Origin of the sequence: Nisaea sp. (assembly GCF_017640745.1) — a bacterium.
Taxonomy (GTDB): domain Bacteria; phylum Pseudomonadota; class Alphaproteobacteria; order Thalassobaculales; family Thalassobaculaceae; genus Nisaea.
The window spans coordinates 1-19,009 of record NZ_JAEPQA010000015.1; the positions used below are offsets into that span (position 1 = coordinate 1).

The 19,009-nt window shown below is 61.3% G+C and carries 19 protein-coding genes and 1 tRNA gene; 15 read left to right on the top strand and 5 right to left on the bottom strand.

Features of this window, described 5'->3' with window-relative positions; all coding sequences use genetic code 11:
* Positions 1–741 (top strand): DMT family transporter (locus JJ959_RS11725; protein WP_292883809.1); only part of this gene is annotated, 741 nt, incomplete at its 5' end.
* Between the two features lie 14 nt (positions 742–755).
* Here JJ959_RS11725 and JJ959_RS11730 read toward each other — a convergent pair.
* A complete protein-coding gene (locus JJ959_RS11730) occupies positions 756–3,977 on the bottom strand; it encodes a PAS domain-containing protein (RefSeq protein WP_292883811.1) in 3,222 nt (1,073 codons plus the stop codon).
* Between the two features lie 142 nt (positions 3,978–4,119).
* Complete coding sequence (locus tag JJ959_RS11735) at positions 4,120–5,172, bottom strand: hypothetical protein (RefSeq protein WP_292883813.1); 1,053 nt, start codon at positions 5,170–5,172, stop codon at positions 4,120–4,122.
* A 479-nt stretch (positions 5,173–5,651) separates the two neighbouring features.
* Here JJ959_RS11735 and JJ959_RS11740 point away from each other — a divergent pair, with 479 nt between their 5' ends.
* Together JJ959_RS11740 and JJ959_RS11745 are read left to right on the top strand one after the other, a co-directional pair.
* Positions 5,652–6,050, top strand: coding sequence for a hypothetical protein (locus JJ959_RS11740; RefSeq protein ID WP_292883815.1), 399 nt, complete (start codon positions 5,652–5,654; stop codon positions 6,048–6,050).
* A gap of 113 nt (positions 6,051–6,163) precedes the next feature.
* Positions 6,164–6,239: transfer RNA gene (locus tag JJ959_RS11745), tRNA-Thr, on the top strand.
* A 10-nt stretch (positions 6,240–6,249) separates the two neighbouring features.
* On the opposite strand, the gene JJ959_RS11750 is transcribed toward JJ959_RS11745, so the two are convergent.
* The 3 genes from JJ959_RS11750 to JJ959_RS11760 all read right to left on the bottom strand — a co-directional run bounded on the left by JJ959_RS11750 (position 6,250) and on the right by JJ959_RS11760 (position 10,750).
* Positions 6,250–8,241 carry an ATP-binding protein gene (locus JJ959_RS11750; protein ID WP_292883817.1) on the bottom strand — a complete coding sequence of 664 codons (1,992 nt, stop codon included), beginning with the start codon at positions 8,239–8,241 and terminating at the stop codon, positions 6,250–6,252.
* 138 nt (positions 8,242–8,379) lie between these two features.
* Positions 8,380–10,392 (bottom strand): FAD-dependent 5-carboxymethylaminomethyl-2-thiouridine(34) oxidoreductase MnmC, encoded by a 2,013-nt coding sequence (mnmC, locus tag JJ959_RS11755; protein ID WP_366817040.1) that lies wholly within the window; start codon positions 10,390–10,392, stop codon positions 8,380–8,382.
* A complete protein-coding gene (locus JJ959_RS11760; RefSeq protein ID WP_292883819.1) occupies positions 10,355–10,750 on the bottom strand; it encodes a cupin domain-containing protein in 396 nt (131 codons plus the stop codon). The genes mnmC and JJ959_RS11760 overlap by 38 nt, the downstream gene beginning before the upstream one ends.
* A gap of 115 nt (positions 10,751–10,865) precedes the next feature.
* On the opposite strand from JJ959_RS11760, the gene JJ959_RS11765 reads away from it, so the two are divergent.
* The 12 genes from JJ959_RS11765 to JJ959_RS11820 all read left to right on the top strand — a co-directional run bounded on the left by JJ959_RS11765 (position 10,866) and on the right by JJ959_RS11820 (position 18,986).
* A complete protein-coding gene (locus JJ959_RS11765; protein ID WP_193181339.1) occupies positions 10,866–11,111 on the top strand; it encodes a hypothetical protein in 246 nt (81 codons plus the stop codon).
* Between the two features lie 57 nt (positions 11,112–11,168).
* Positions 11,169–11,921: an SDR family NAD(P)-dependent oxidoreductase gene (locus JJ959_RS11770; protein ID WP_292883822.1), complete on the top strand. Its 753-nt coding sequence runs from the start codon at positions 11,169–11,171 to the stop codon at positions 11,919–11,921.
* 16 nt (positions 11,922–11,937) lie between these two features.
* A complete protein-coding gene (locus JJ959_RS11775; protein WP_193181343.1) occupies positions 11,938–12,312 on the top strand; it encodes a hypothetical protein in 375 nt (124 codons plus the stop codon).
* The gene (locus JJ959_RS11780) at positions 12,309–13,160 is read left to right on the top strand and encodes an alpha/beta hydrolase (RefSeq protein ID WP_292883824.1); all 852 of its coding nucleotides are present in this window, start codon (positions 12,309–12,311) and stop codon (positions 13,158–13,160) included. The genes JJ959_RS11775 and JJ959_RS11780 overlap by 4 nt, the downstream gene beginning before the upstream one ends.
* Before the next feature lies 1 nt (position 13,161).
* Positions 13,162–13,623: a YcgN family cysteine cluster protein gene (locus JJ959_RS11785; RefSeq protein WP_292883826.1), complete on the top strand. Its 462-nt coding sequence runs from the start codon at positions 13,162–13,164 to the stop codon at positions 13,621–13,623.
* 75 nt (positions 13,624–13,698) lie between these two features.
* The gene (locus JJ959_RS11790) at positions 13,699–13,890 is read left to right on the top strand and encodes a hypothetical protein (protein ID WP_292883828.1); all 192 of its coding nucleotides are present in this window, start codon (positions 13,699–13,701) and stop codon (positions 13,888–13,890) included.
* A gap of 86 nt (positions 13,891–13,976) precedes the next feature.
* Positions 13,977–14,516 carry a DUF2796 domain-containing protein gene (locus JJ959_RS11795; protein ID WP_292883830.1) on the top strand — a complete coding sequence of 180 codons (540 nt, stop codon included), beginning with the start codon at positions 13,977–13,979 and terminating at the stop codon, positions 14,514–14,516.
* A 23-nt stretch (positions 14,517–14,539) separates the two neighbouring features.
* Positions 14,540–15,259, top strand: coding sequence for an ABC transporter ATP-binding protein (locus JJ959_RS11800; protein ID WP_292883832.1), 720 nt, complete (start codon positions 14,540–14,542; stop codon positions 15,257–15,259).
* The gene (locus JJ959_RS11805) at positions 15,256–16,515 is read left to right on the top strand and encodes an ABC transporter permease (RefSeq protein WP_292883834.1); all 1,260 of its coding nucleotides are present in this window, start codon (positions 15,256–15,258) and stop codon (positions 16,513–16,515) included. The genes JJ959_RS11800 and JJ959_RS11805 overlap by 4 nt, the downstream gene beginning before the upstream one ends.
* 9 nt (positions 16,516–16,524) lie before the next feature.
* Complete coding sequence (locus tag JJ959_RS11810; protein WP_292883836.1) at positions 16,525–17,052, top strand: DUF3299 domain-containing protein; 528 nt, start codon at positions 16,525–16,527, stop codon at positions 17,050–17,052.
* A 50-nt stretch (positions 17,053–17,102) separates the two neighbouring features.
* Positions 17,103–17,558: a VOC family protein gene (locus tag JJ959_RS11815; RefSeq protein ID WP_292883838.1), complete on the top strand. Its 456-nt coding sequence runs from the start codon at positions 17,103–17,105 to the stop codon at positions 17,556–17,558.
* 30 nt (positions 17,559–17,588) lie between these two features.
* Complete coding sequence (locus JJ959_RS11820) at positions 17,589–18,986, top strand: amidase (RefSeq protein ID WP_292883840.1); 1,398 nt, start codon at positions 17,589–17,591, stop codon at positions 18,984–18,986.
* Positions 18,987–19,009 lie beyond the last annotated feature (23 nt).

The window sequence follows — 19,009 nt, forward strand, 5'->3', positions numbered from 1 at the left end:
ATCTGCGTCATCCTCATCCTCGGGCCACAGCTTTTCCGTTCCTTTCCGGCCGGTTTCAAGACCGAACGCCTGCAATTGCACGGCCTGAGGGTCGGGTTTTCCCTGCTCGCCATGGCTGCGGGCTTCACCGCCGTGATCTACATGCCGCTGGCGCAAGTCACGGCGATCTCCTTCGCACGCACCCTGTTCATTACATTGCTCGCGGTTCTCATCCTGAAGGAAGTGGTCGATCTCAAGCGCTGGGGGGCGACCCTGTTCGGATTTGCCGGGGTGCTGATCGTCCTGCAACCGAGCTTCGACGGTATCGATTTCTATGCCGGTCTTGCGATGGCATCCGCGGTCTTTGTCGCCGCCGTCATGATCCTGACGCGGATTCTGACGAAGACAGAATCGCCGATGACGATCATGACCTATCAATCCTTCGGATTGACGATCGCCTTCGCCATTCCGGCCATTCTGTTCTGGGAAACGCCGACCTATGAGGAAGTGGCGATGATGGTGCTGACCGGCGTTCTGATGTCGCTGGCGCAATATTCCAACATCAAGGCCTACAAGCATGGCGAGGCCTCCGCCGTGCAACCGATGGAATATACCCGCCTCGTCTTCGCCGGCCTGATCGGTGTGATGTTCTTCCAGGAGATTCCCAGCCTCTGGACAATTGTCGGTTCGATCGTGATTTTTGTCGGCGCGATCTATTCCGTCAGGGAAATGCGCCGCAACCGATCCGTCCCGGAAGATTGAGAGATTTAACCCACTCATTTCCCGCTGGCGTTCGGCATCAGACCGCGTTCGTAAAGGCCTGCAATCAAGAGCCGCAACCGCGGCCAGTCTACCGGCTTGGTTTCGAACTCCGTCAACCCTGCTTCCATGTATTTCATCCGGTGTTCGGGCATCGCATCGGCGGATAGTCCAATGATCGCAGTATTCCGGTTCGGACCGGTTCCTGCACGGATCTCCCGCGTCGCGTCCGGTCCGTCCAGCTCCGGCATCTGCATATCCATCAGGATAAGATCGAACCGCGTCTCTTCAGCCTTGCGCACGGCTTCCAGGCCGTCGGACGCGATCTCCGTCCTGTGCCCCCACTTGCCGAGCATCATCGCAATCAGATCCGCGTTGAGCGCATTGTCTTCCGCAAGAAGAATATCAATGCCCGGCATTTTCTTCGGATCAGCCTCCGTCACCCGACTTTCGTCGCGATCGGCCGCTTCAGAATTTCCGGCAGCATCCTGCCGGCTTCCGGCTGCTTCGAACTTCAACTCGAAACTGAACCTGCTGCCTTTCCCCACCTCGGATTCGACGCTGATGCTGCCGTCCATGGCAATAGCGAGCCTGCGGCAGATCGCCAGCCCGAGCCCCGAGCCTCCGAATTTGCGGGTCGTCGAAGTATCGACCTGGTCAAACTGATTGAACAGCCGAGGCATGGCCTCTTCCGGGATTCCCATCCCGGTATCCGAGACACTCCCCCGAACGATCAGAGCGCCGTCCTCGAGGGATGACCCGAGGCGCAGTTCGACCTTGCCTTCCGCGGTGAACTTGACCGCGTTGCTGACAAGGTTCGCCAGTATCTGCTTGAACCGCAAGGGGTCGCCGCGCAATCTTCCGACGGTGTGCGGTTCGACCGACAAGAGAAGTTTGATGCCTTTGTCGGCCGCAGCGCTTTGAAAAAGATCGACCGTTTCGCGCGCCGTCTTCGCGAGATCGAACTCAATCGACTCGAGCTTGAGCTGCCCGGCTTCGATCTTCGACAGATCCAGAATGTCGTTCAGCAAATTCTGCAAGGTTCTGGCACACTGCCCGAGAACGTCGAGATATCCCTGCTGAGACTCGTTCAGCTTTTCCGCCCGCAGCATCTCGACCATGCCGAGGAGTCCGGTCATCGGCGTGCGGATTTCATGGCTCATCATCGCCAGGAACTGGGACTTGGCCTCGTTGGCGGCTTCCGCCGCGACACGGGCGGCGTCGAGGTCGGCCGCAAGCTTTTCGAGAGCATCATGCTGTTCGGATAACTGCGCGTGCGCGCTCTCAAGCGCTGTCTCGCGGCGCTTCAGATCGGTTACATCGGTTACCGTCGAGACCGTTCCGCCGTCTTTGGACGCGCGTTCGGCGATCAGGAAGACGCGGCCGTCGGGAACGTCGACAAGGATCGGGTCCTCTCCGGGATGGCGATGCCATTCCATCCGTTCCCGGATCCAACTCTCTGAATTGTCGACATCTTTCGGAAGCAGACCGTGCTTCTGCAGGAGGCGCAAATAGTCCTCGAACAGCAGTCCCGGCACGACGTGCTCGGCAATTTCCGGGCGCAGTTTGCGATAGGTGTCGTTGAAAATCACGAGCCTGTCGGCCGCGTCGTAATATGCGAAGGCCTCGTCGATCGCTTCGATGGCGTCATTGAGCCGCCGCTCGCTCTGTTGGATGCGCTCCTGCGCTTCCTTGATCTCTGTAACATCGACCAGCACACCCGTCAGATCGGTCCTCTCTTCGGAAACCGAAACGACCTGTGACATGCTGCGTATCCAGCGGATCCCCCTGAGCGGCAGTTCGTAACGCGCTTCGAAGCGCACCTGGTCACCGGTCCGCAGGTTGCGCTCCAGCACCTCCCTGACGGTCGCCAGATCGTCTTCGACCGGCACCAGACCGTCTGTCACACCGATGGGGCTTGAATCCTCGAAACCGAAGATTTCCTCGGCCTTCGGACTGACATAAGTGAAGAATGGCTGCTTGTCCTTGCCCAACGACCACTGGCAGAGCACGCCCGGGACGGTGCGAGCGATGTCGCGCAAGCGGGCTTCGCTACGCGCAACACGCTCCTGGTCGATCTTGCGCCGTGTCGTATCGACGATGGATCCGACGATCCGTTCTACGGATCCGCTTGAGTCCCTGATCGCCCGGGCGCGCCAATGAACCCAGTTCACGCGTCCGTCGCGCGAAACGACACGCACCTCGATGTCCATCATCGCGCGATGCGCGATGCAGGCCCGGAACTGCCCCCTGAAATGGGCAAGATCCTCGGCATGCACAATCCCGATCAGGGCATCCAGTGCACTCGGCGGCTCCTCCAGTCCTCCGGTCAGAATATCGGAAGCAAAGTCCGACCAGAAAAAACCGTCGCCGTCGATGTCATATTCCCAAACGCCGATCCCACCGGCAAAAACCGCCAGTTCATAGCGCTCCTTGACCTTTTCCAGTTCCTCGCTGGCTGCACGGGTCTCGGTGACGTCCCGACGCATGGTGATCAGAGCGCCCGTTTCGGTGCGGAACTCGTGCGCCGAATACCAGTGCCCGCTCTTGTGCAGGCGCACGCCGAGGTCCGATACACCGGCCCGACGCGCCGCAATGCGTTGAGCCACGTAAGCCTCCGGATCGTTCAACGCCAGCGGGCTGTCGATGACGCGGTTCTTGAGGCTGATGCGGAGCACCTCTTCGAAGGTCATGCCCTCGAGGTTATCGATGTCTTTCAGATAGGGGAAAAGTTCGAAATATTTCGGGTTTGCATATACATACCTGTCGTCTGGATCATATATGCTGACCGCCTCGTCGAGCGCGTCGATGGTCTGGCGCAGCAGTTCGTTGACACGACGTGCCTGCTCGACATCGCGGCGCTGAGAGATATCCAGGAAAACCCCGATGACCGCGACGACCTTGCCGCTGCTGTCCAGCTCGGGCGTCCCGCGTGAAACAACATTGCGGACCTCGCCATCGGGACGGCGAATTCGCAGCGAGAACTCGAACGGTTGCGCGTTTTCGATACAGCGGCGGACTTCGCTTTCGACCTTCGCGCGGTCCTCGGGAACATAGGCATTCAACGCCGTCTCGAGATTCGGCGGACCCGCTGACGGATCGCGGCCGTGGATCCGGAAAACCTCATCGGACCAGAAGATCGAGCCTGAACCGAGATCCAGCCGCCAGTAGCCGAACCGGGCAAGCCTTTCGGCCATCTGCAATAAGTCGGCCTGCGATTCGGAGCTCAGTTCGGTCATGTCGCCGGCAGCTTTTTGCTGAGCGGCCTTTGATGAGCACATAACGTCGGACGCTCCTCGGCGCGAAGCATTTTGCCGAGCGGAAGGCACACAACCAGGAAATCGGTTGCGTTCCGGCGGCCTCGGCTGCTCCGGAACGACCCTAGCTTACCGCACCGACCTTCTGCTCGATATCCTTGATCCGCTTGAGGCCGGGTTTGATTTCGGAATTGATGAATTCCAGACGCTTCACCGGTCCGCCGCCATGGTTCGGAAAGCGCGCCTCGTAGAGATTCAGTTTCACGGCCAGACCGCAAAGAACGGCACCGATGCTCACATGGTGCGCGGTAACCAGCTCCTGGAAGGACTGGAACGAATCGGCGCTGATATTTTCCCAGAACGCGTGCGAGCGGTGATTGAAATATTCAAACCGGCCAACGAGAGAGGTCGAAATCTCATTCAGATCCGACTCGATATCCATCAACACCTTCAGCTGCGCCCGGTCGTTCTGGATCTGGTAGTTGCTGTGCAGCTCTTCCATCCAGCTGATGAAGGACGGAAGCTGCGACATGATCTTGTCGAGACAGCTGCGGAAATAGGAGAGCGACAGAAAAATGTCGCCATAGCGCTCGAGGAACTTGGGGACCTCGGTCAGTTCGGTATTAAGTTCCTCGGCAAGCCGCTTCAGCTGCGCCACCGCTTCGTTCCGGTTCGGCGAGGCGACCATCTTGATGATCTGCCCGACGTCGCTGATCTCTTCCGACTTGTCGCCGCCATAGACACGCTGGATGAGAGGCCGCGTGAAGGCTCGCATGTATTCGGTGAGTTCCGCGCGCTTGGCGTCGGAAAGCTGCAATGCCGAATAATCCTCGAACCCGATCTCGAGGTTTCTGAGCTCAAGGCGCAGGGAATAAACGTCGAAAGATTCGAGAGTCGAAAGCTTTTCAAGAATGATCAGGTCGTGCGAGAGCGCGCCGCCGACATCCTGAAAATAGCCATGCAGCTCCTTCGGCTCGACCTGACCGCTGCCAGACGTGCCGTCACGAAACAATTCGATCGCACTTTCGAGGCGCGCATTCTTGATCATGAAGGCTTTCTTGAGCCCTGGAGTCTGCAGAGGAATGATCGACAAAGGCATGGTGTGAAGCGAATCAAGCGCTTCTTCGTCCACCTTGGCTTTGGCCGATGATTTCTTTTCCTGCACTTCGACGCTCATTCGAACCAGCTCGTTCAGGTTTCGTCTCGGGAGGCATAATCCCTCATTGTGCTTAAGAATTAATAAACATAATTCGGAGCGACGTAAAAAATCGCAGGATCTCCGCAGCGACATACCGGCAAAATCCCGGCCGCTCCGCGGGTTTTCATGCCTTTCCGAACTGAAAGCAGAATCCGGAACCACGTTCGATAAGCTCATTCCCATTTCCCCGAAAGTTGCCGCGGCAGGCCAAACTCTTTTCAGAGTTCACACTCTTTTTGACGCAAATAAGTATGCATTACAGAAACAAAAGAAGAACATAAAGAAAACACACCCGATTCCAATAAAAAAAATATGCCAAATTGGGGAAATTTATCTCAATTCGATTCACGAGCGATTCACGATTTCCCGCTTAAAATTCAATCGGCAGGCTCATCCAGACGCGGTGGAGTTCTGTTTTTGGATAGGACATGCAGTCGTAAATCGGCTCGGAGTGATCGATGCTCGAAAGTTTAGAATTGAACAATCGGGACCCGCGGGACCGCGAGCTTTACGTTCGCCACCAGCAAGTATACTCACTGCTTGAACTCAACGTCCGCTTGGCGCAGCTCCGCAAGATTGGAGCCGATGCTGGCGAGATCGACCGTGCGGCGGAGGACCTTTCGGCTCTGATATCGGACATCGTGACCCGTTACGAGGAAGCCACGGCGCCGCGGCGAGAGGCCCCGGTCTATTCGGACAGTCAAATCTCGAAACTGGAAAAGGCCCTGAAGGCGCTGAAGCAGCTATGCGAAGATCATGCGCCGATTTCACACCTCATGCGGGCTGCGAGAAATGTCGTGACGGCAGGCTCCCTGCCGCGCTTCGATCCGCCGAAATTGATTGTTTCGAACATTTAGAGCCGGCTGTCGGAATACATGACGTGCCCGGCCTGCGCCCCATGCAGGCGTCCCGCCAACCGTCTCTGTTGACTGCCGGCGCCGCAGGCTGTATCCCGCAGAAATCTGAGGATGCCGGTTTAGCTCAGTTGGTAGAGCATCTGATTTGTAATCAGAGGGTCGGGGGTTCAAGTCCCTCAACCGGCACCATTTCCCTGTCCTAATGACCGATGCTTCGATTTGTCGGGAAGGCAAGATCGACCGTCGTTCCCTGGCCGAGAACGCTCTGAAGATCGACCACACCGCCGTGCAGCTCGACGAAACGTTTCACGAGCGACAAGCCGAGGCCCGAGCCCTCGTGGCTGAGCAGGGCTGTTTCCCGTACCTGAACGAACGGTTCCAGAACACGGGCAAGGTGCTCTTCCGGGATTCCGATCCCCGTATCCCGGACCTTGATATGGATGCATCCCGCATCGTCCCGCTCCGACAGGATCCGGACCTTCCCGCCACGATCGGTGAACTTGATCGCATTGGAGACGAGATTCATCACCATCTGCCGGATCAGCCTGGTATCCGCGCGCAAACAAGCGGCATCCTTGCCGACGTCGAGCTCGATCGAGATCCCCCGCGATTCCGCGAGGCGCCGGAATCCACGGCAGACGAAATCAAAAGCAGTCGCCAGTTCGACCTCGTCCTCGGAGAGTTCGAATGTGGAGGACTCGATTTTGGAGAGATCCAGCACGTCGTCCACGAGCGACAGGAGATGCCGGCCCGAGGTCACGACATCGTTCGCATATTCGACATATTGCGGTTTTCCGACCGGCCCAAGCATCTGATCACGGATAATTTCCGAAAAGCCGATGATCGAATTGAGCGGCGTCCTCAGCTCATGACTCATGCCGGCGAGAAAATTGCTTTTCGCCCTGTTGGCCGCCTCGGCGTGCTCCCACGCCTTCCGCAACCGGCGTTCGGTCGCCACCTGTTCGTCGATGGAGCGGTCCGCGCCGCGATAGCCGATGAAACGTCCGCTTGAGCTATAGAGCGGCTTTCCGGATGAGGAGATCCAGCTTTTCGTCCCGTCCGGACGCTCCACGAAGAAAACGAAATTTGTAAACGGACTCTGTTGTCCCATGGTCGCGCTGTGCTCGCGCAACGCCGCTTCCGACATGCCGCTCACGTCGCATTCAGACAATCGACGGCCGAGGAAATCCGATGCAGGACGACCGACGATTTTTTCGAACGCCCCCGACACATAGGTAAACCTCTGATCTGCATCGGTTTCCCACAGATAATCGAAGGCGATCTCCGCATGATCCCGGAAGCGTGCCTCGCTTCGGGCCAGCAAGCCGATCTGGCGAAGCGCAAGGAAGAGCGCACCGGCAAACAGGATATTGACGAAAAGCACGGGCATCATCGGACTAACGAGACCCGGGCTTGAGCCATGCGCCCTCACCTCCAGTCGATACACCTGGTCGAGAATCTTCAGTTCGTGAGACAGGCTGGAGACGGCCGGCGTATCCGGGGTATTCGACTGTTCGGCAACCAACGCGTCTCCATGGTAGAGACCGACCGACAACCGGCCGCGCGGATCGAGCGCTGCGATGCTTTCGACGAGGTCGTTAAATCGAAAAACGACATTGACCAGCCCCAGCATCTCGCCGCTGCGGACAAGGGGGAAATAACTCGCGAACCCGATTCCCCCCTGCAGCAAGGTTATCGGACCCGTCGCATGCGGCAGGCCATCCCTGCGAGCCGCCGCGATAACGCTTCCGGGTCCATCGAGCGCACTCAGGTCCCTGTCCTTGACCGCCTCGTTCCCTTCAAGCGGAACGATCCAGCGCGCCACACCGTGGCGATCGATCCAGTTAACAGCCTGCACACCATCGAAATCTTCGTGAAACCGCCGGGCCAGCGCCTCGAATTCCGCCTCTTTGACCGCGTCTTCGGACATCGCCAATTGTGCAACCAGCCCGTCGATCGACCGAAACCGCGCATCGAGATAGTTCTGCAGGTTCTGGGAGATGTGGGCACGGGCAAATTCATGCTGCGCGGCACGCTCCTCGTTATCGCGCGCCTCGATCATGAGTTGCGCATAAAGGGCGGCTGCCAGAACGACAATGAAAGCAATTGCTGAGGCGACTGCCGGGGCGAGAGTCAACCGCTCGCCGACGAGCGAAAAGAGCACATTCTTATGCTTGGTTTGACCTGGCACGATCGCGAGCTTTCCGTTCCTGCAGACCAAAACGATGGATCGACAAAGATCGCGATGTTGTCTGCCTTTTCAACTATCTACGTAGAAGCTTAACGAAAGGTTTTCCAACCGGGACTGGCACGTCGGTTTTTCGACATCTCAGCCAAGAAAAGCATCCAGGCGCCCTTGGCGAAAGGCCCGAACGGCAAAACGCGCCGGGTCGCCGGCCAGCCCCGCCGCCATCTCAAGCGGCCAAACCTCCCCGAACAGCCTTGCCGCGAGCAATTCAGCCGCCAACGGCGCGGTGACGAACCCGCGCGAGCCGAGCCCACCGAGCACGAGAATGTCCGATGCCGGAAGGAGAGGTCCGCCGCGCGGAACCGGCTTTGCGAAAGCCGACCGTAGATCCACTCCGTCCGGCAGCGCTCCGAATAGCGGCACGCGGTCCGGCGTCACGGCCCGCAGCCGCGCACGGCCAGTCCAGGCCGCGTCCGGAGTGGCGACAAAATCCGCCAGACAGGGCGGAAGGTTGGAGTGGTTGCGCCGGTGATCCTCATAGGTCACCGCATCGTCCCACCCCGGGCCGATCCGGTTCACCGGATCGTGCGTCGCCCCCAGAAAACGGATGCCGTCCCGCACCGGCGACAGATAGCCGCCCCAGGAAAGCGCGCATCTCAGAGGGTCGTCTTGTCCGAGCGCCGGGACCATGGAGAGCTGACCGCGCACTGGCGCGAGCGGAAGCCAGTCACCCGCGGAAAAGCTTCCATTGCCAATACCTGCAGCAAGAATCACCGTGTCGGCTTCACCCAGAACATCGCCATGATCGTCAAGCAGCCTCAAGCCGCTTCCGGTCCGCGCCAGACCGGCGACGCAGCGCCCGACACATGGAGCCCCGTCGATCCATTCGCGGAGCAGCTTTTCGGTCCCGAGAAGTCCTGCATCGGCATGGAAAAGTCCCGGGCAGTTCAACTCCACTCCGGCAACATCGCTTGCCGTCCGGGCGTCCAGGAGTTCGGCGCGGGCGGCCGGATTCCAGTCATGTCCGCGTGCCTTTTCCGCCCGGACGAGCGATGCCTCCTGCTCAAGCATGACAAGAACGCCGACCGGGTCCCAGGCTTCGCTTCTGCCATATTGCTCGATCGCATAACGGTAGGCCGCCGCATGGAATCTGGCGGCCGGACTGTCGCCCGCATCCATGCGCGGCATGACGAGCGCCAGGGGATTTCCCGAAGCACCCGATCCGATGCCTCCGCCATCGTAGAGCTCCGGCGTAACGCCTCGCCGCCGAAACGCGCGGACCAGCGACGCGCCGGCAATGCCGCCCCCGACGATGGCGATACGGGCGTTCCGGCCACGCTCGGCCACCGGCGCCGCCAGCCGCGCAAATTCGGGGCGTTCATCAGGCACATTCTCTTGCTTTCGGGCCACCGACATCTCGCGCTTGCGCCCGAAGCCCGGCATTTTGGTGACTTCGAATCCGGCCGCGGCCAGCCCCCGGCGCACCGCCCCCGCCGACGTGAAGGTCGCGAGCGTACCGCCCGCGACGGTGAGACGCCCGATCCCCGTCAGAACCTCCTCACGCCACATCTCCGGATTTCGGGACGGAGCGAAACCGTCGAGAAACCAGGCATCGATGCGGGCCTTCAATTTCGAAAGCAAGTCCCCCGCCTCGCCGATTGCGAGTGTCAGGACAATCCCCCATTCCTCGAAATGAATGCGGTGCAGCCCCGGCACCGGATCGGGATAGCGTTCGGCCAGCGCCCCGGCGACCTCGCCGATTTCGGGCCAGCGTTCGAGCGCGCGGCGGCACTCCCCGGCAGAGAGCGGAAACCCCTCGATGCTCACATAATGCAGAAGCGCGCCGGTCGGCCGTGTCCGGCGCCACAGATCGGCGACAGCACAGAAATTGAGACCGGTCCCGAACCCGGTCTCGCCGATCGTGAAGGTCTCCCGCCCGGCCCAGGCTTCGGGAAGGCCGTTCCCTGCGAGAAAGACGTGGCGGGTCTCGGCGAGACCGTCCTCGGCGGAAAAATAGACGTCGCCGAACCGCTCCGAAAACGGGAGCGATCCGTCCTGCCAGCTCAGGTTCTGGGATATGGCCAGGCCCTCCTTGTCCGGCGGGCCGCGCGCCCGGTCAGCTTTCGGGCGCGTCGACTTCGTAAGTCTTGAAATTCGCCGGCGCTACGACCTCGATCAGTTCGAGGTCCTCGGAATGTTCAATTTCGCGATGTTTGATCATCGGCGGCTGCAAAACGCAATCGCCCTCCTTGATCATGTGCACGCCCTGGCCCTCGTATTCGAACTTCGCCCAGCCTTTCAGGACGTAGAACATCTGGAACTTGCAGTCGTGCACGTGCCAGGCACCGGTCGCGTTATGTCCGTCGCGTGCCTTGATCACGTGAGACACCACATCGCCCTTGGAGGCATCTTCGATTCCGAGGTCGCGATATTCGAAATAGCTCCGGAGCCCGCGCGCAACGAACGGATGCTCATCCCCGACGTGATGCAGGAACTCGTGCTTTTCAGTCATGTTTTTCCTCCCACTGACTTTGGAATCAGTCTAGCGTTCGCTCGGTGCCGGCCTCAAGCGAAGCCGCATCGAATAAAGCCCTTCGGGCGGGAACAATAAAAAGTCGGAGAATGATATGTCGGACTCGGATGCGGGAGTTCTGCCGGACGACGAACAGAAACGCGTCGCGCTGAAACTCATCCTCGAGGCCTGGGACGAAGCGGTCGACCAGGGCTGCGCACCGGAGATGGTCGCCTCATCCGCAATCTTTGCGGCCCTGACCGATATGATCGAGAATTACGGCGAGCAGGCCGTTGCGGACATGGTGGCCGAATGGCCCGACCGGATCCGTGAGGGAGAATTCACGCTCGCCTCGAAGTAACATCGGACCAGCCAACGAGTCCGGATTGCACATAAAAAAGGCTTGGGGAGAAGCACATTGAAGGATGGGGATTTTACCGGTCGCGCGGCGATCGTGACGGGCGGCGCGAAAGGCATCGGCCTTGCCGTTGCAAAACGCATTCTGGAACGTGGTGGCAAGGTCGCCCTCTGGGACGTGGATGCGGAGGCGCTCGCGGCCAGGGTCTCGGAACTCGGAAATCCTTCGGGTCTGTCGGCAGCAACCGTCGATGTCAGTTCGGAAGCGAGCGTCGCAGTGGGTCATGCCAATTCGGTCGGCGCCATCGGCCCGATCGACCTGCTGGTCAACAGCGCCGGCATCATCGGTCCGACAGTTCCGACCACCTCCTACGCGCTGCCGGACTGGAAGCGGGTCATCGACATCGACCTGACCGGCGTCTTCCTCTGCTCCAAGACCGTCGCGCCGGGCATGGTTGATCGCGGCTATGGGCGGATCGTGAATATCGCCTCGATCGCCGGCAAGGAAGGCACGCCGAACGCCCCTGCCTACAGCGCGGCAAAAGCCGGCGTGATCGCCTTCACCAAGGCGATGAGCAAGGAACTCGTGAATACCGGCGTCCTCATAAACTCCATCGCACCCGGACCAATCGAAACCGAGATGGTTGCGAACGCGGACCCGAAACATGTCGAGGTGATGATCTCGAAATGTCCAATGGGGCGTCTCGGCACCGTCGCGGAAGTCGCCACCATGGTGTGCTGGCTGCTGTCGGAGGAATGTACCTTCAATACCGGCGCCTGCTTCGACCTGTCCGGCGGCCGCGCCGTCTACTGATCCGGAGAGAGACACCATGTTCGACTGTCTGACGGACGCTGTCGCCAGCCGCCCGCACCTGCGCCACATCGGCCGCTACATGCGTTCCGCCTTTCTGCTCGAGGTCGGCGACACGCCCTATCATGTCACGGTCGAGAACGGCGCCGTCAGCGCCGTCGAGGTCGGACCGTTCAAGATGCGGAGCTGGGACTTCGCCATCCGAGCGCCGAGGGAGGTCTGGGAGACTTTCTGGTCCGACGCACCGCCACCGGGCTACCAGGACCTCTTCGCCATGACGCGCTACGGGCATGCCCGGCTCGAAGGCAACACCGCGCCGCTGCTGCACAATCTGCGCTACGTGAAGGAACTGCTCGCCCTCCCCCGGACCCTGCGTCAGGAGGCGGGGAAATGAGCTCAAGGATCGAGCCGATTACCGGGCGCTACGTGCATCTCGAGATCGAGGGCCGTCCCTACCGGATCTATTTCGAGGAGGCCGGCAGCGGCATTCCCCTGCTCTGCCTGCACACCGCCGGTGCGCATTCGAGCCAGTACCGGCACCTTATGTGCGACAGTGCCGTCACCGACCGGTTCCGCGTCATCGCTTTCGATCTGCCGTGGCACGGCAAGTCCAACCCGCCGGAAGGCTGGCAGGACGAGGAATACAAGCTGACGAGCAGTTTCTACGTCGCTGCGGTAGAAGCCTTCTCCGAAGCGCTCGACCTCGACCGGCCGGTGGTGATGGGCTGCTCCATGGGCGGCCGGGTCGTCGTCCGGTTGGCGCTGGAGAAAGGCGCCGCGCTACGGGGCGTCATCGGCCTCGAGGGCTCCGACCATCCCTCGCCCTGGTACGACAACAGCTGGCTGGAGAGCCCGGAGTTCCTGCGCGGCGATTTCTGCGCCGCCCTCGTCTCCGGCCTCGTCGCGCCGCAAAGTCCGGACGAGTTCCGTTGGGAAACGCTCTGGCACTATTACCAGGGCGGTCCGGAGGTCTTTAAGGGCGACATGCATTTCTACCGGACCGACAGCGACTACGCACGGGATAGCAGCACGATCGACACCGGCGCCTGCCCAGTCTTCCTGATGACCGGCGAATACGACTATTCCTGCACGCCGGAGAACACGATCGAGACCGCAAAACGCATTCCCGGCGCCGAAGCGATCATCATGAAGGAGATGGGGCACTTCCCGATGTCGGAAAATCCCGCAGCCTTCCGCGAACAGCTGCTGCCCGTTCTGGCGCGGATCGCCGGCAAGGACTGAGATGACGGCTGAGAGCGCCACGTCCAACCTTCCATACTGGAAGACCACGCCGCTGGAGCAGATGAGCGGCGAGCAGTGGGAGGCGCTCTGCGACGGCTGCGGAAAATGCTGTCTGGTGAAGCTGATCGACGATGTGACCGACGACCTGCATTACACCGACGTCGCCTGCAAGTTGCTCGACGGACAGTCCTGCCGCTGCAAGGACTATTCGAACCGGAAGGCCAAGGTGCCGGATTGCGTGATCCTGACGCCGAAGCTTCTCGAGGATCTGGTCTGGATGCCCTCGACCTGCGCCTACCGGCTGGTCAAGGAAGGCAAGGATCTGCCGTTCTGGCACCCCCTTGTCTGCGGCGACCCGGAGATGGTGCATGAAGCCGGGATATCGGTCCGGGGACGCGCCGTTTCGGAGGATCTGGTGCCGGACGAGCAGTTGATCGATCACATCGTCGAATGGGCCGAATGACCGAAGTCGGGGCAAACGCCCCCTTTTATCATCGGTGACGTGACCCCACTTTTGGACGGGAGAAAGGGGGCTGATATGAGCCGAGGCATGTGGATACTGGCCGCGTTGCTGGCCGTGATCGTGATGGCGACGATCTATCAGGAGGAGTTCGGCGGCGGCGTCGACCGGCCATGGGCGGCCTGCAAGGAAAGCATGGTCCAGCAATGGCTTTCGGGAGACTGCACTCCCAGAGACGGCGCACAGATCAATATCCAGCCGCAAAACTGAACCCGGAGCCCCGATAGTATCTGGCGAAGTTGATATGTTATGTTATAATATTTCAAACTTAACTCATCGCTCCCGGAGCTCCAAAAATGATCCGTTCCGCATCCGCCGCCCTTCTGCTTGCTGCCCTGGCCGCATCACCCGTCGCCGCGAGCGAAACACGTTCCTCCGGCGCCCATGAGCATGGCCATGGACAGCTGAACATCGCGATCGAAGGCAACAGCGTGCTGATGGAGCTCCAAATTCCCGGTGCGGATATCGTCGGCTTCGAGCACGAGGCGAAATCCGATGCCGACAAGGCTGCGATGATCGACGCGGAGAAGAAGCTGAAGGACGGCGCCGCGCTCTTCAGTTTCCAGGGAGCCACCTGCACTTTCGAGCAGGCGCATGTCGAAGACGGCCACGACGATCACGGCAAGCAGTCCGCCTCCCAGGAAGCGGAGCATTCCGAGTTCCACGTGGCCTATGAAATCTCCTGCGACGACACGTCCCGGCTGTCGGGAATCGAGTTTCCCTTTTTCGCCGTCTTTCCGCATAGCGAGGAACTCGACGTGACGGTTCTCGGCGCGCGGGGTCAGTTCAAGTATGAGGTGGAGCGCGATACGCCTATGCTCTCCCTCAAGAACTGAACACCTCTATCCCGGAACGAACCGTGGCAGCGCCCCATCCCCGACCAGACGACAGTTCGCCTGCGATTGCCCTCTCCGGCGTGCAATTCGAGTGGAAAGGGACCGGCTTCCGCATCGCCGTCGACGCTTTTCAGGTTGCGCGGGGCGAGCGGGTTCTGCTGCTCGGCCCATCCGGCGGCGGCAAGTCGACCCTGCTGGGGTTGATCTGCGGAATCTCGACGCCGGCCGAGGGAAAGATCGAAATCCTCGGGACGGATCTCTCCACCCTCTCATCGGCGCAGCGGGACCGTTTCCGGGCGGAGCATATCGGCGTGATCTTCCAGATGTTCAATCTGCTGCCCTATGCCTCGGCGCTGGAAAATGTGCGCCTCGGCCTTGCCTTCGCCCCCGGACGCGCGCGCCGCGCAGGCGGGGATGCGGACGCCGCCGACGTACTGCTGACCCGACTGGACCTGCCGGAAGGCAAGATGCGGCATCGTCCGGCCTCCGGCCTCAGCACCGGCCAGCAGCAGCGCGTCGCCGCCGCGCGCGCGCTGATCGGCGGCCCGGAACTCATCGTCGCGGACGAGCCCACCTCGGCGCTCGACGGCTCCAGCCAGGAGCGTTTCCTCGACCTCCTCTTCGCGCAGCTCGACAGTCTCGGTGCGAGCCTGCTGATGGTGAGCCACGACGAACGCCTCGCATCGCGCTTCGACCGCGTCGTCCGCACGACCGACGTTCTCAGAACGGAGGCGGCGGCGTGATTCTGCTGAGACTTACGGGGCGTTCCATTGCCAACAGGTGGGCGACAGCATTGCTCACCGTGCTCGCCCTCGCGGTCAGCATCGCGCTGTTCCTTGGGGTGGAACGTGTCCGCACCGGGGCCCGCACAAGCTTCGGCAGCACCATCTCCGGCACGGACCTGATCGTTGGCGCGCGCAGCGGCGGCGTCCAGCTCATGCTCTATTCCGTGTTCCGCATCGGCAATGCCACCAACAACATGACCTGGGAAAGCTACCGGGACATTGCCGGGCAGCCCGAGGTCGCCTGGACCGTACCGCTCTCCCTCGGCGACAGCCATCGCGGGTTCCGCGTGCTCGGCACCACGGAGGCCTATTTCGAGCATTACCGCTTCCGCGGTGGACAAAAGCTGACCATGCGCGCTGGGGAACCGTTCAGCGACCTGTTCGATGCGACCCTCGGCGCGGACGTGGCAGAGACACTCGGCTACAAGGTCGGCGATCCGATCGTGGTCGCCCATGGGCTCGGCGCGATCGGCTTTACGCGGCATGAGGACATGCCATTCCGGGTGTCCGGTATTCTCGAGAAGACCGGCACCCCGGTCGACCGGACGGTGCATGTCAGCCTCGCCGCAATCGAGGCGATCCATGTCGACTGGCAAAGCGGCGCCCGCATTCCTGGTCAGTCGACCGGCGCAGACGCGGTCCGGCAGATGGATCTGACTCCGAAATCGATCACCGCGGCTCTGGTCGGCGTGACCTCGAAACTGAAGACCTTCAAGCTCCAGCGCTTCATCAACGAGTACCCGGAAGAGCCGCTGCTCGCCGTGCTGCCCGGCGTCGCGCTCCAGGAGCTCTGGTCGCTCATCGGCGTGGCCGAGACCGCTCTTGCAGGTGTTTCCGCGATGGTCGTCCTGACCGCCGTCATCGGGATGATGGCAGCCATTCTCTCCAGCCTTGCGGAACGGCGTCGGGAAATGGCGATCCTGCGGTCCGTCGGCGCAGGCCCCGGCACTATCGCGCTGCTGACCGTGCTCGAGGCCGCCCTGCTCTCGCTCGCAGGCGCGGTTGCCGGAACCGCCCTGTTTCTGACCGGCTTGGCGGTCGCCGGACCTCTCGCCGACCAGGCCTTCGGGCTCTACCTGCCCTTCACGCTTCCGACCGCGCGCGAAGCGGCGATCTTGGGAATATTCGTTCTCGCTGGTATCGTTGCAGGGCTGTTTCCCGCCCTGCGCGCATACCGGATATCTCTCGCGGACGGCATGACGATCCGGCAATAGGAGGCTGGTGTGAGCAACTCTCTGGTTCTTTCCCGCAGATCTTTCCTCGCACTCGCGGGATCTGTTCCGGCAATGGCAGGCTTGCCGGTAATCGCCCGAGCTTCGGAGACACCGCGCGACATTCTCTGGGAAGATCTCATCCCGAATGCGGACGAGCGCCTGCAGGCGACCATGAACCGTCTCGGAGTGGTCCAGCACGGGGGCGCTCCGGCGCAGACCAGCGACGATTACGGCAAGGATCTGGTAAAGGAATTGATCGGTCAGAACATCCGCATCGCCGGCTACATTATCCCGCTCGACTATGAAGGCGTCGGGGTCAAGGAACTGATCCTGGTGCCCTATGTCGGCGCCTGCATCCACGTACCCCCGCCGCCACCGAACCAGCTTATCCTCGTCCGCACGGAACAGCCTTACGACCCGCGGGAAATGTTCGAACCGGTGCATGTCGCCGGCACGCTCGGCATCCTGAACGAGACGAACGACCTGGCGGAAGTCGGGTACTCCCTGCAGGCGGATTCGATCGCGCCCTATCAGTAGGCGACAAAGGCAATCCCCGAATTGCGCCGGCCAGGTGAAGAGTCCTAGACTTGGCTTCCCACCTTACCGGTGACGCACGCCGTTCGAGCGTCACCGCATCACATTCGGGAGTCGCCGCCGCCATGCCGTCCGTCGGGCAAATGCTGTCTTTCATCTACACCGGTGACCTCGCTTCGGCTTCGGCCTTCCTCGGCGAGACACTCGGGTTCCGGCTGGCGCTGAACCAGAACGACCATTGCCATATCTACGAAGTGGCGCCGAACGCCTTCCTCGGGGTCTGCACCAACCGCCCGCCCTCGGCCGATCCGGCGGTAACGATTTCCTTCGTCTCCGACGATGTTGACGGCTTCTACGACGAGATGAAGGCCAAGGGCGTCAGCTTCGACGGAGCTCCTGCCTACAGCGAGAAGTTCAACGTCTATTCCGCCTTCTTCCGCGGCATCGGCAACTACCGTTTCGAGATTCAGGAATTCCGCGATCCGTCCTGGCCGAAACCGGTCAAGTGAAGCGGCCCGAAAGATACTGGAGAACACGACATGAGCCGTGAAATCGCGATGATGAGCGCGACCGATCTTATCCGCTCCTATGCCGCCGGAACCCTCTCTCCGGTCGAGGCGACGGAAGCCGCTCTCGGCGCCATCGAGCGCCACAATGCGAAACTGAACGCCTTCGTCCATATCGATGCCGAGGGTGCGCTTGAGGCGGCGAAGGAGTCCGAGGCACGCTGGCTGAAGGGGCGCCCGGTCGGGCTCGTGGACGGCGTTCCGACGACCATCAAGGATCTTGCGGACGTGAAGGGACTGCCGACCCGGCGCGGCTCCAAGACGACCGATCCCGATTACAGGGCGCCTGAGGACGCACCGTTTGTCGCGCGGCTCCGCGATCACGGTGCCGTTTTCCTCGGCAAGACCGCGACCCCCGAAATCGGCTGGAAGGGCGTCACCGACAGCCCGCTGACCGGGGTTACCCGCAACCCCTGGAACCCCGAGAAAACACCCGGTGGCTCTTCGGGCGGCGCCGCGGCCTGCACCGCGACCGGTATGGGCGCACTGAATCAGGGCACCGACGGCGGCGGCTCGATCCGGATTCCCGCAGCCTATACGGGCATTTACGGCATCAAGCCGACCTTCGGCCGGGTTCCGCAATATCCCGCAAGCGCGATGGGAACGGTCTCCCATGTCGGCCCGATGACCCGGACCGTCGCGGACGCCGCGCTGATGCTGCAGGTGATGAGCGGGCCGCATGTCGCGGACTGGTACACCGCACCCGACGATGGACGCGATTTCCGCCGATTCTCCGCCATCTCCGTCCGCGGCATGCGGATCGCCTTCAGCCCGGATCTCGGTTTCGCGAAAGTCGATCCGGAAATCGCGAACCTCGTCGAGGCCGCAGTCCGCCGCTTCACCGAACTCGGCGCCCATGTCGAGCATGTGGAATTGAACCTCGCCTCGTCGGCGGAAACCTTCCGGGCGCACTGGTTCACCGGCGCGGCCAACGCCTACAGGGCCCTCACGCCGGCCCAGCGCGAACTGCTCGATCCCGGCCTCGCCGAAGTCTGCCTCGAAGGGCTCGAGATCACCCTTCCCGAATACCAGGACGCGATCCGGGCGCGGGAAAAGCTCGGTTACGATATGAACCAGCTTCTGGACCGCTATGACCTGCTGATGACGCCAGCCATGCCGACGGCGGCTTTCGACGCCGGCACGGACGTTCCGGCGGGGTCTGGCATGCGGCGCTGGACCGAGTGGACACCCTTCTCCTACCCGATCAACCTGACGCAGCAACCGGCCGCCTCCGTGCCCTGCGGCTTCACAGCCGAAGGCCTGCCGGCGGGTCTGCAGATTGTCGCGGCAAAGTTCCGCGAAGATAAAGTTTTCGCTGCGAGTGCCGCCTACGAAGCACTTTGTCCGTTTAAAATGCCAATTTCTGATTGATCCGCGTCAACCTACTCCCTGTA

Coding starts and splice junctions, on each gene's coding strand:
- JJ959_RS11730 (WP_292883811.1), bottom strand. CDS start 3,977: ATGACCGAACTGAGCTCCGAATCGCAGGCCGACTTATTGCAGATGGCC.
- JJ959_RS11735 (WP_292883813.1), bottom strand. CDS start 5,172: ATGAGCGTCGAAGTGCAGGAAAAGAAATCATCGGCCAAAGCCAAGGTG.
- JJ959_RS11740 (WP_292883815.1), top strand. CDS start 5,652: ATGCTCGAAAGTTTAGAATTGAACAATCGGGACCCGCGGGACCGCGAG.
- JJ959_RS11760 (WP_292883819.1), bottom strand. CDS start 10,750: ATGACTGAAAAGCACGAGTTCCTGCATCACGTCGGGGATGAGCATCCG.
- JJ959_RS11765 (WP_193181339.1), top strand. CDS start 10,866: ATGTCGGACTCGGATGCGGGAGTTCTGCCGGACGACGAACAGAAACGC.
- JJ959_RS11775 (WP_193181343.1), top strand. CDS start 11,938: ATGTTCGACTGTCTGACGGACGCTGTCGCCAGCCGCCCGCACCTGCGC.
- JJ959_RS11780 (WP_292883824.1), top strand. CDS start 12,309: ATGAGCTCAAGGATCGAGCCGATTACCGGGCGCTACGTGCATCTCGAG.
- JJ959_RS11785 (WP_292883826.1), top strand. CDS start 13,162: ATGACGGCTGAGAGCGCCACGTCCAACCTTCCATACTGGAAGACCACG.
- JJ959_RS11790 (WP_292883828.1), top strand. CDS start 13,699: ATGAGCCGAGGCATGTGGATACTGGCCGCGTTGCTGGCCGTGATCGTG.
- JJ959_RS11795 (WP_292883830.1), top strand. CDS start 13,977: ATGATCCGTTCCGCATCCGCCGCCCTTCTGCTTGCTGCCCTGGCCGCA.
- JJ959_RS11820 (WP_292883840.1), top strand. CDS start 17,589: ATGAGCCGTGAAATCGCGATGATGAGCGCGACCGATCTTATCCGCTCC.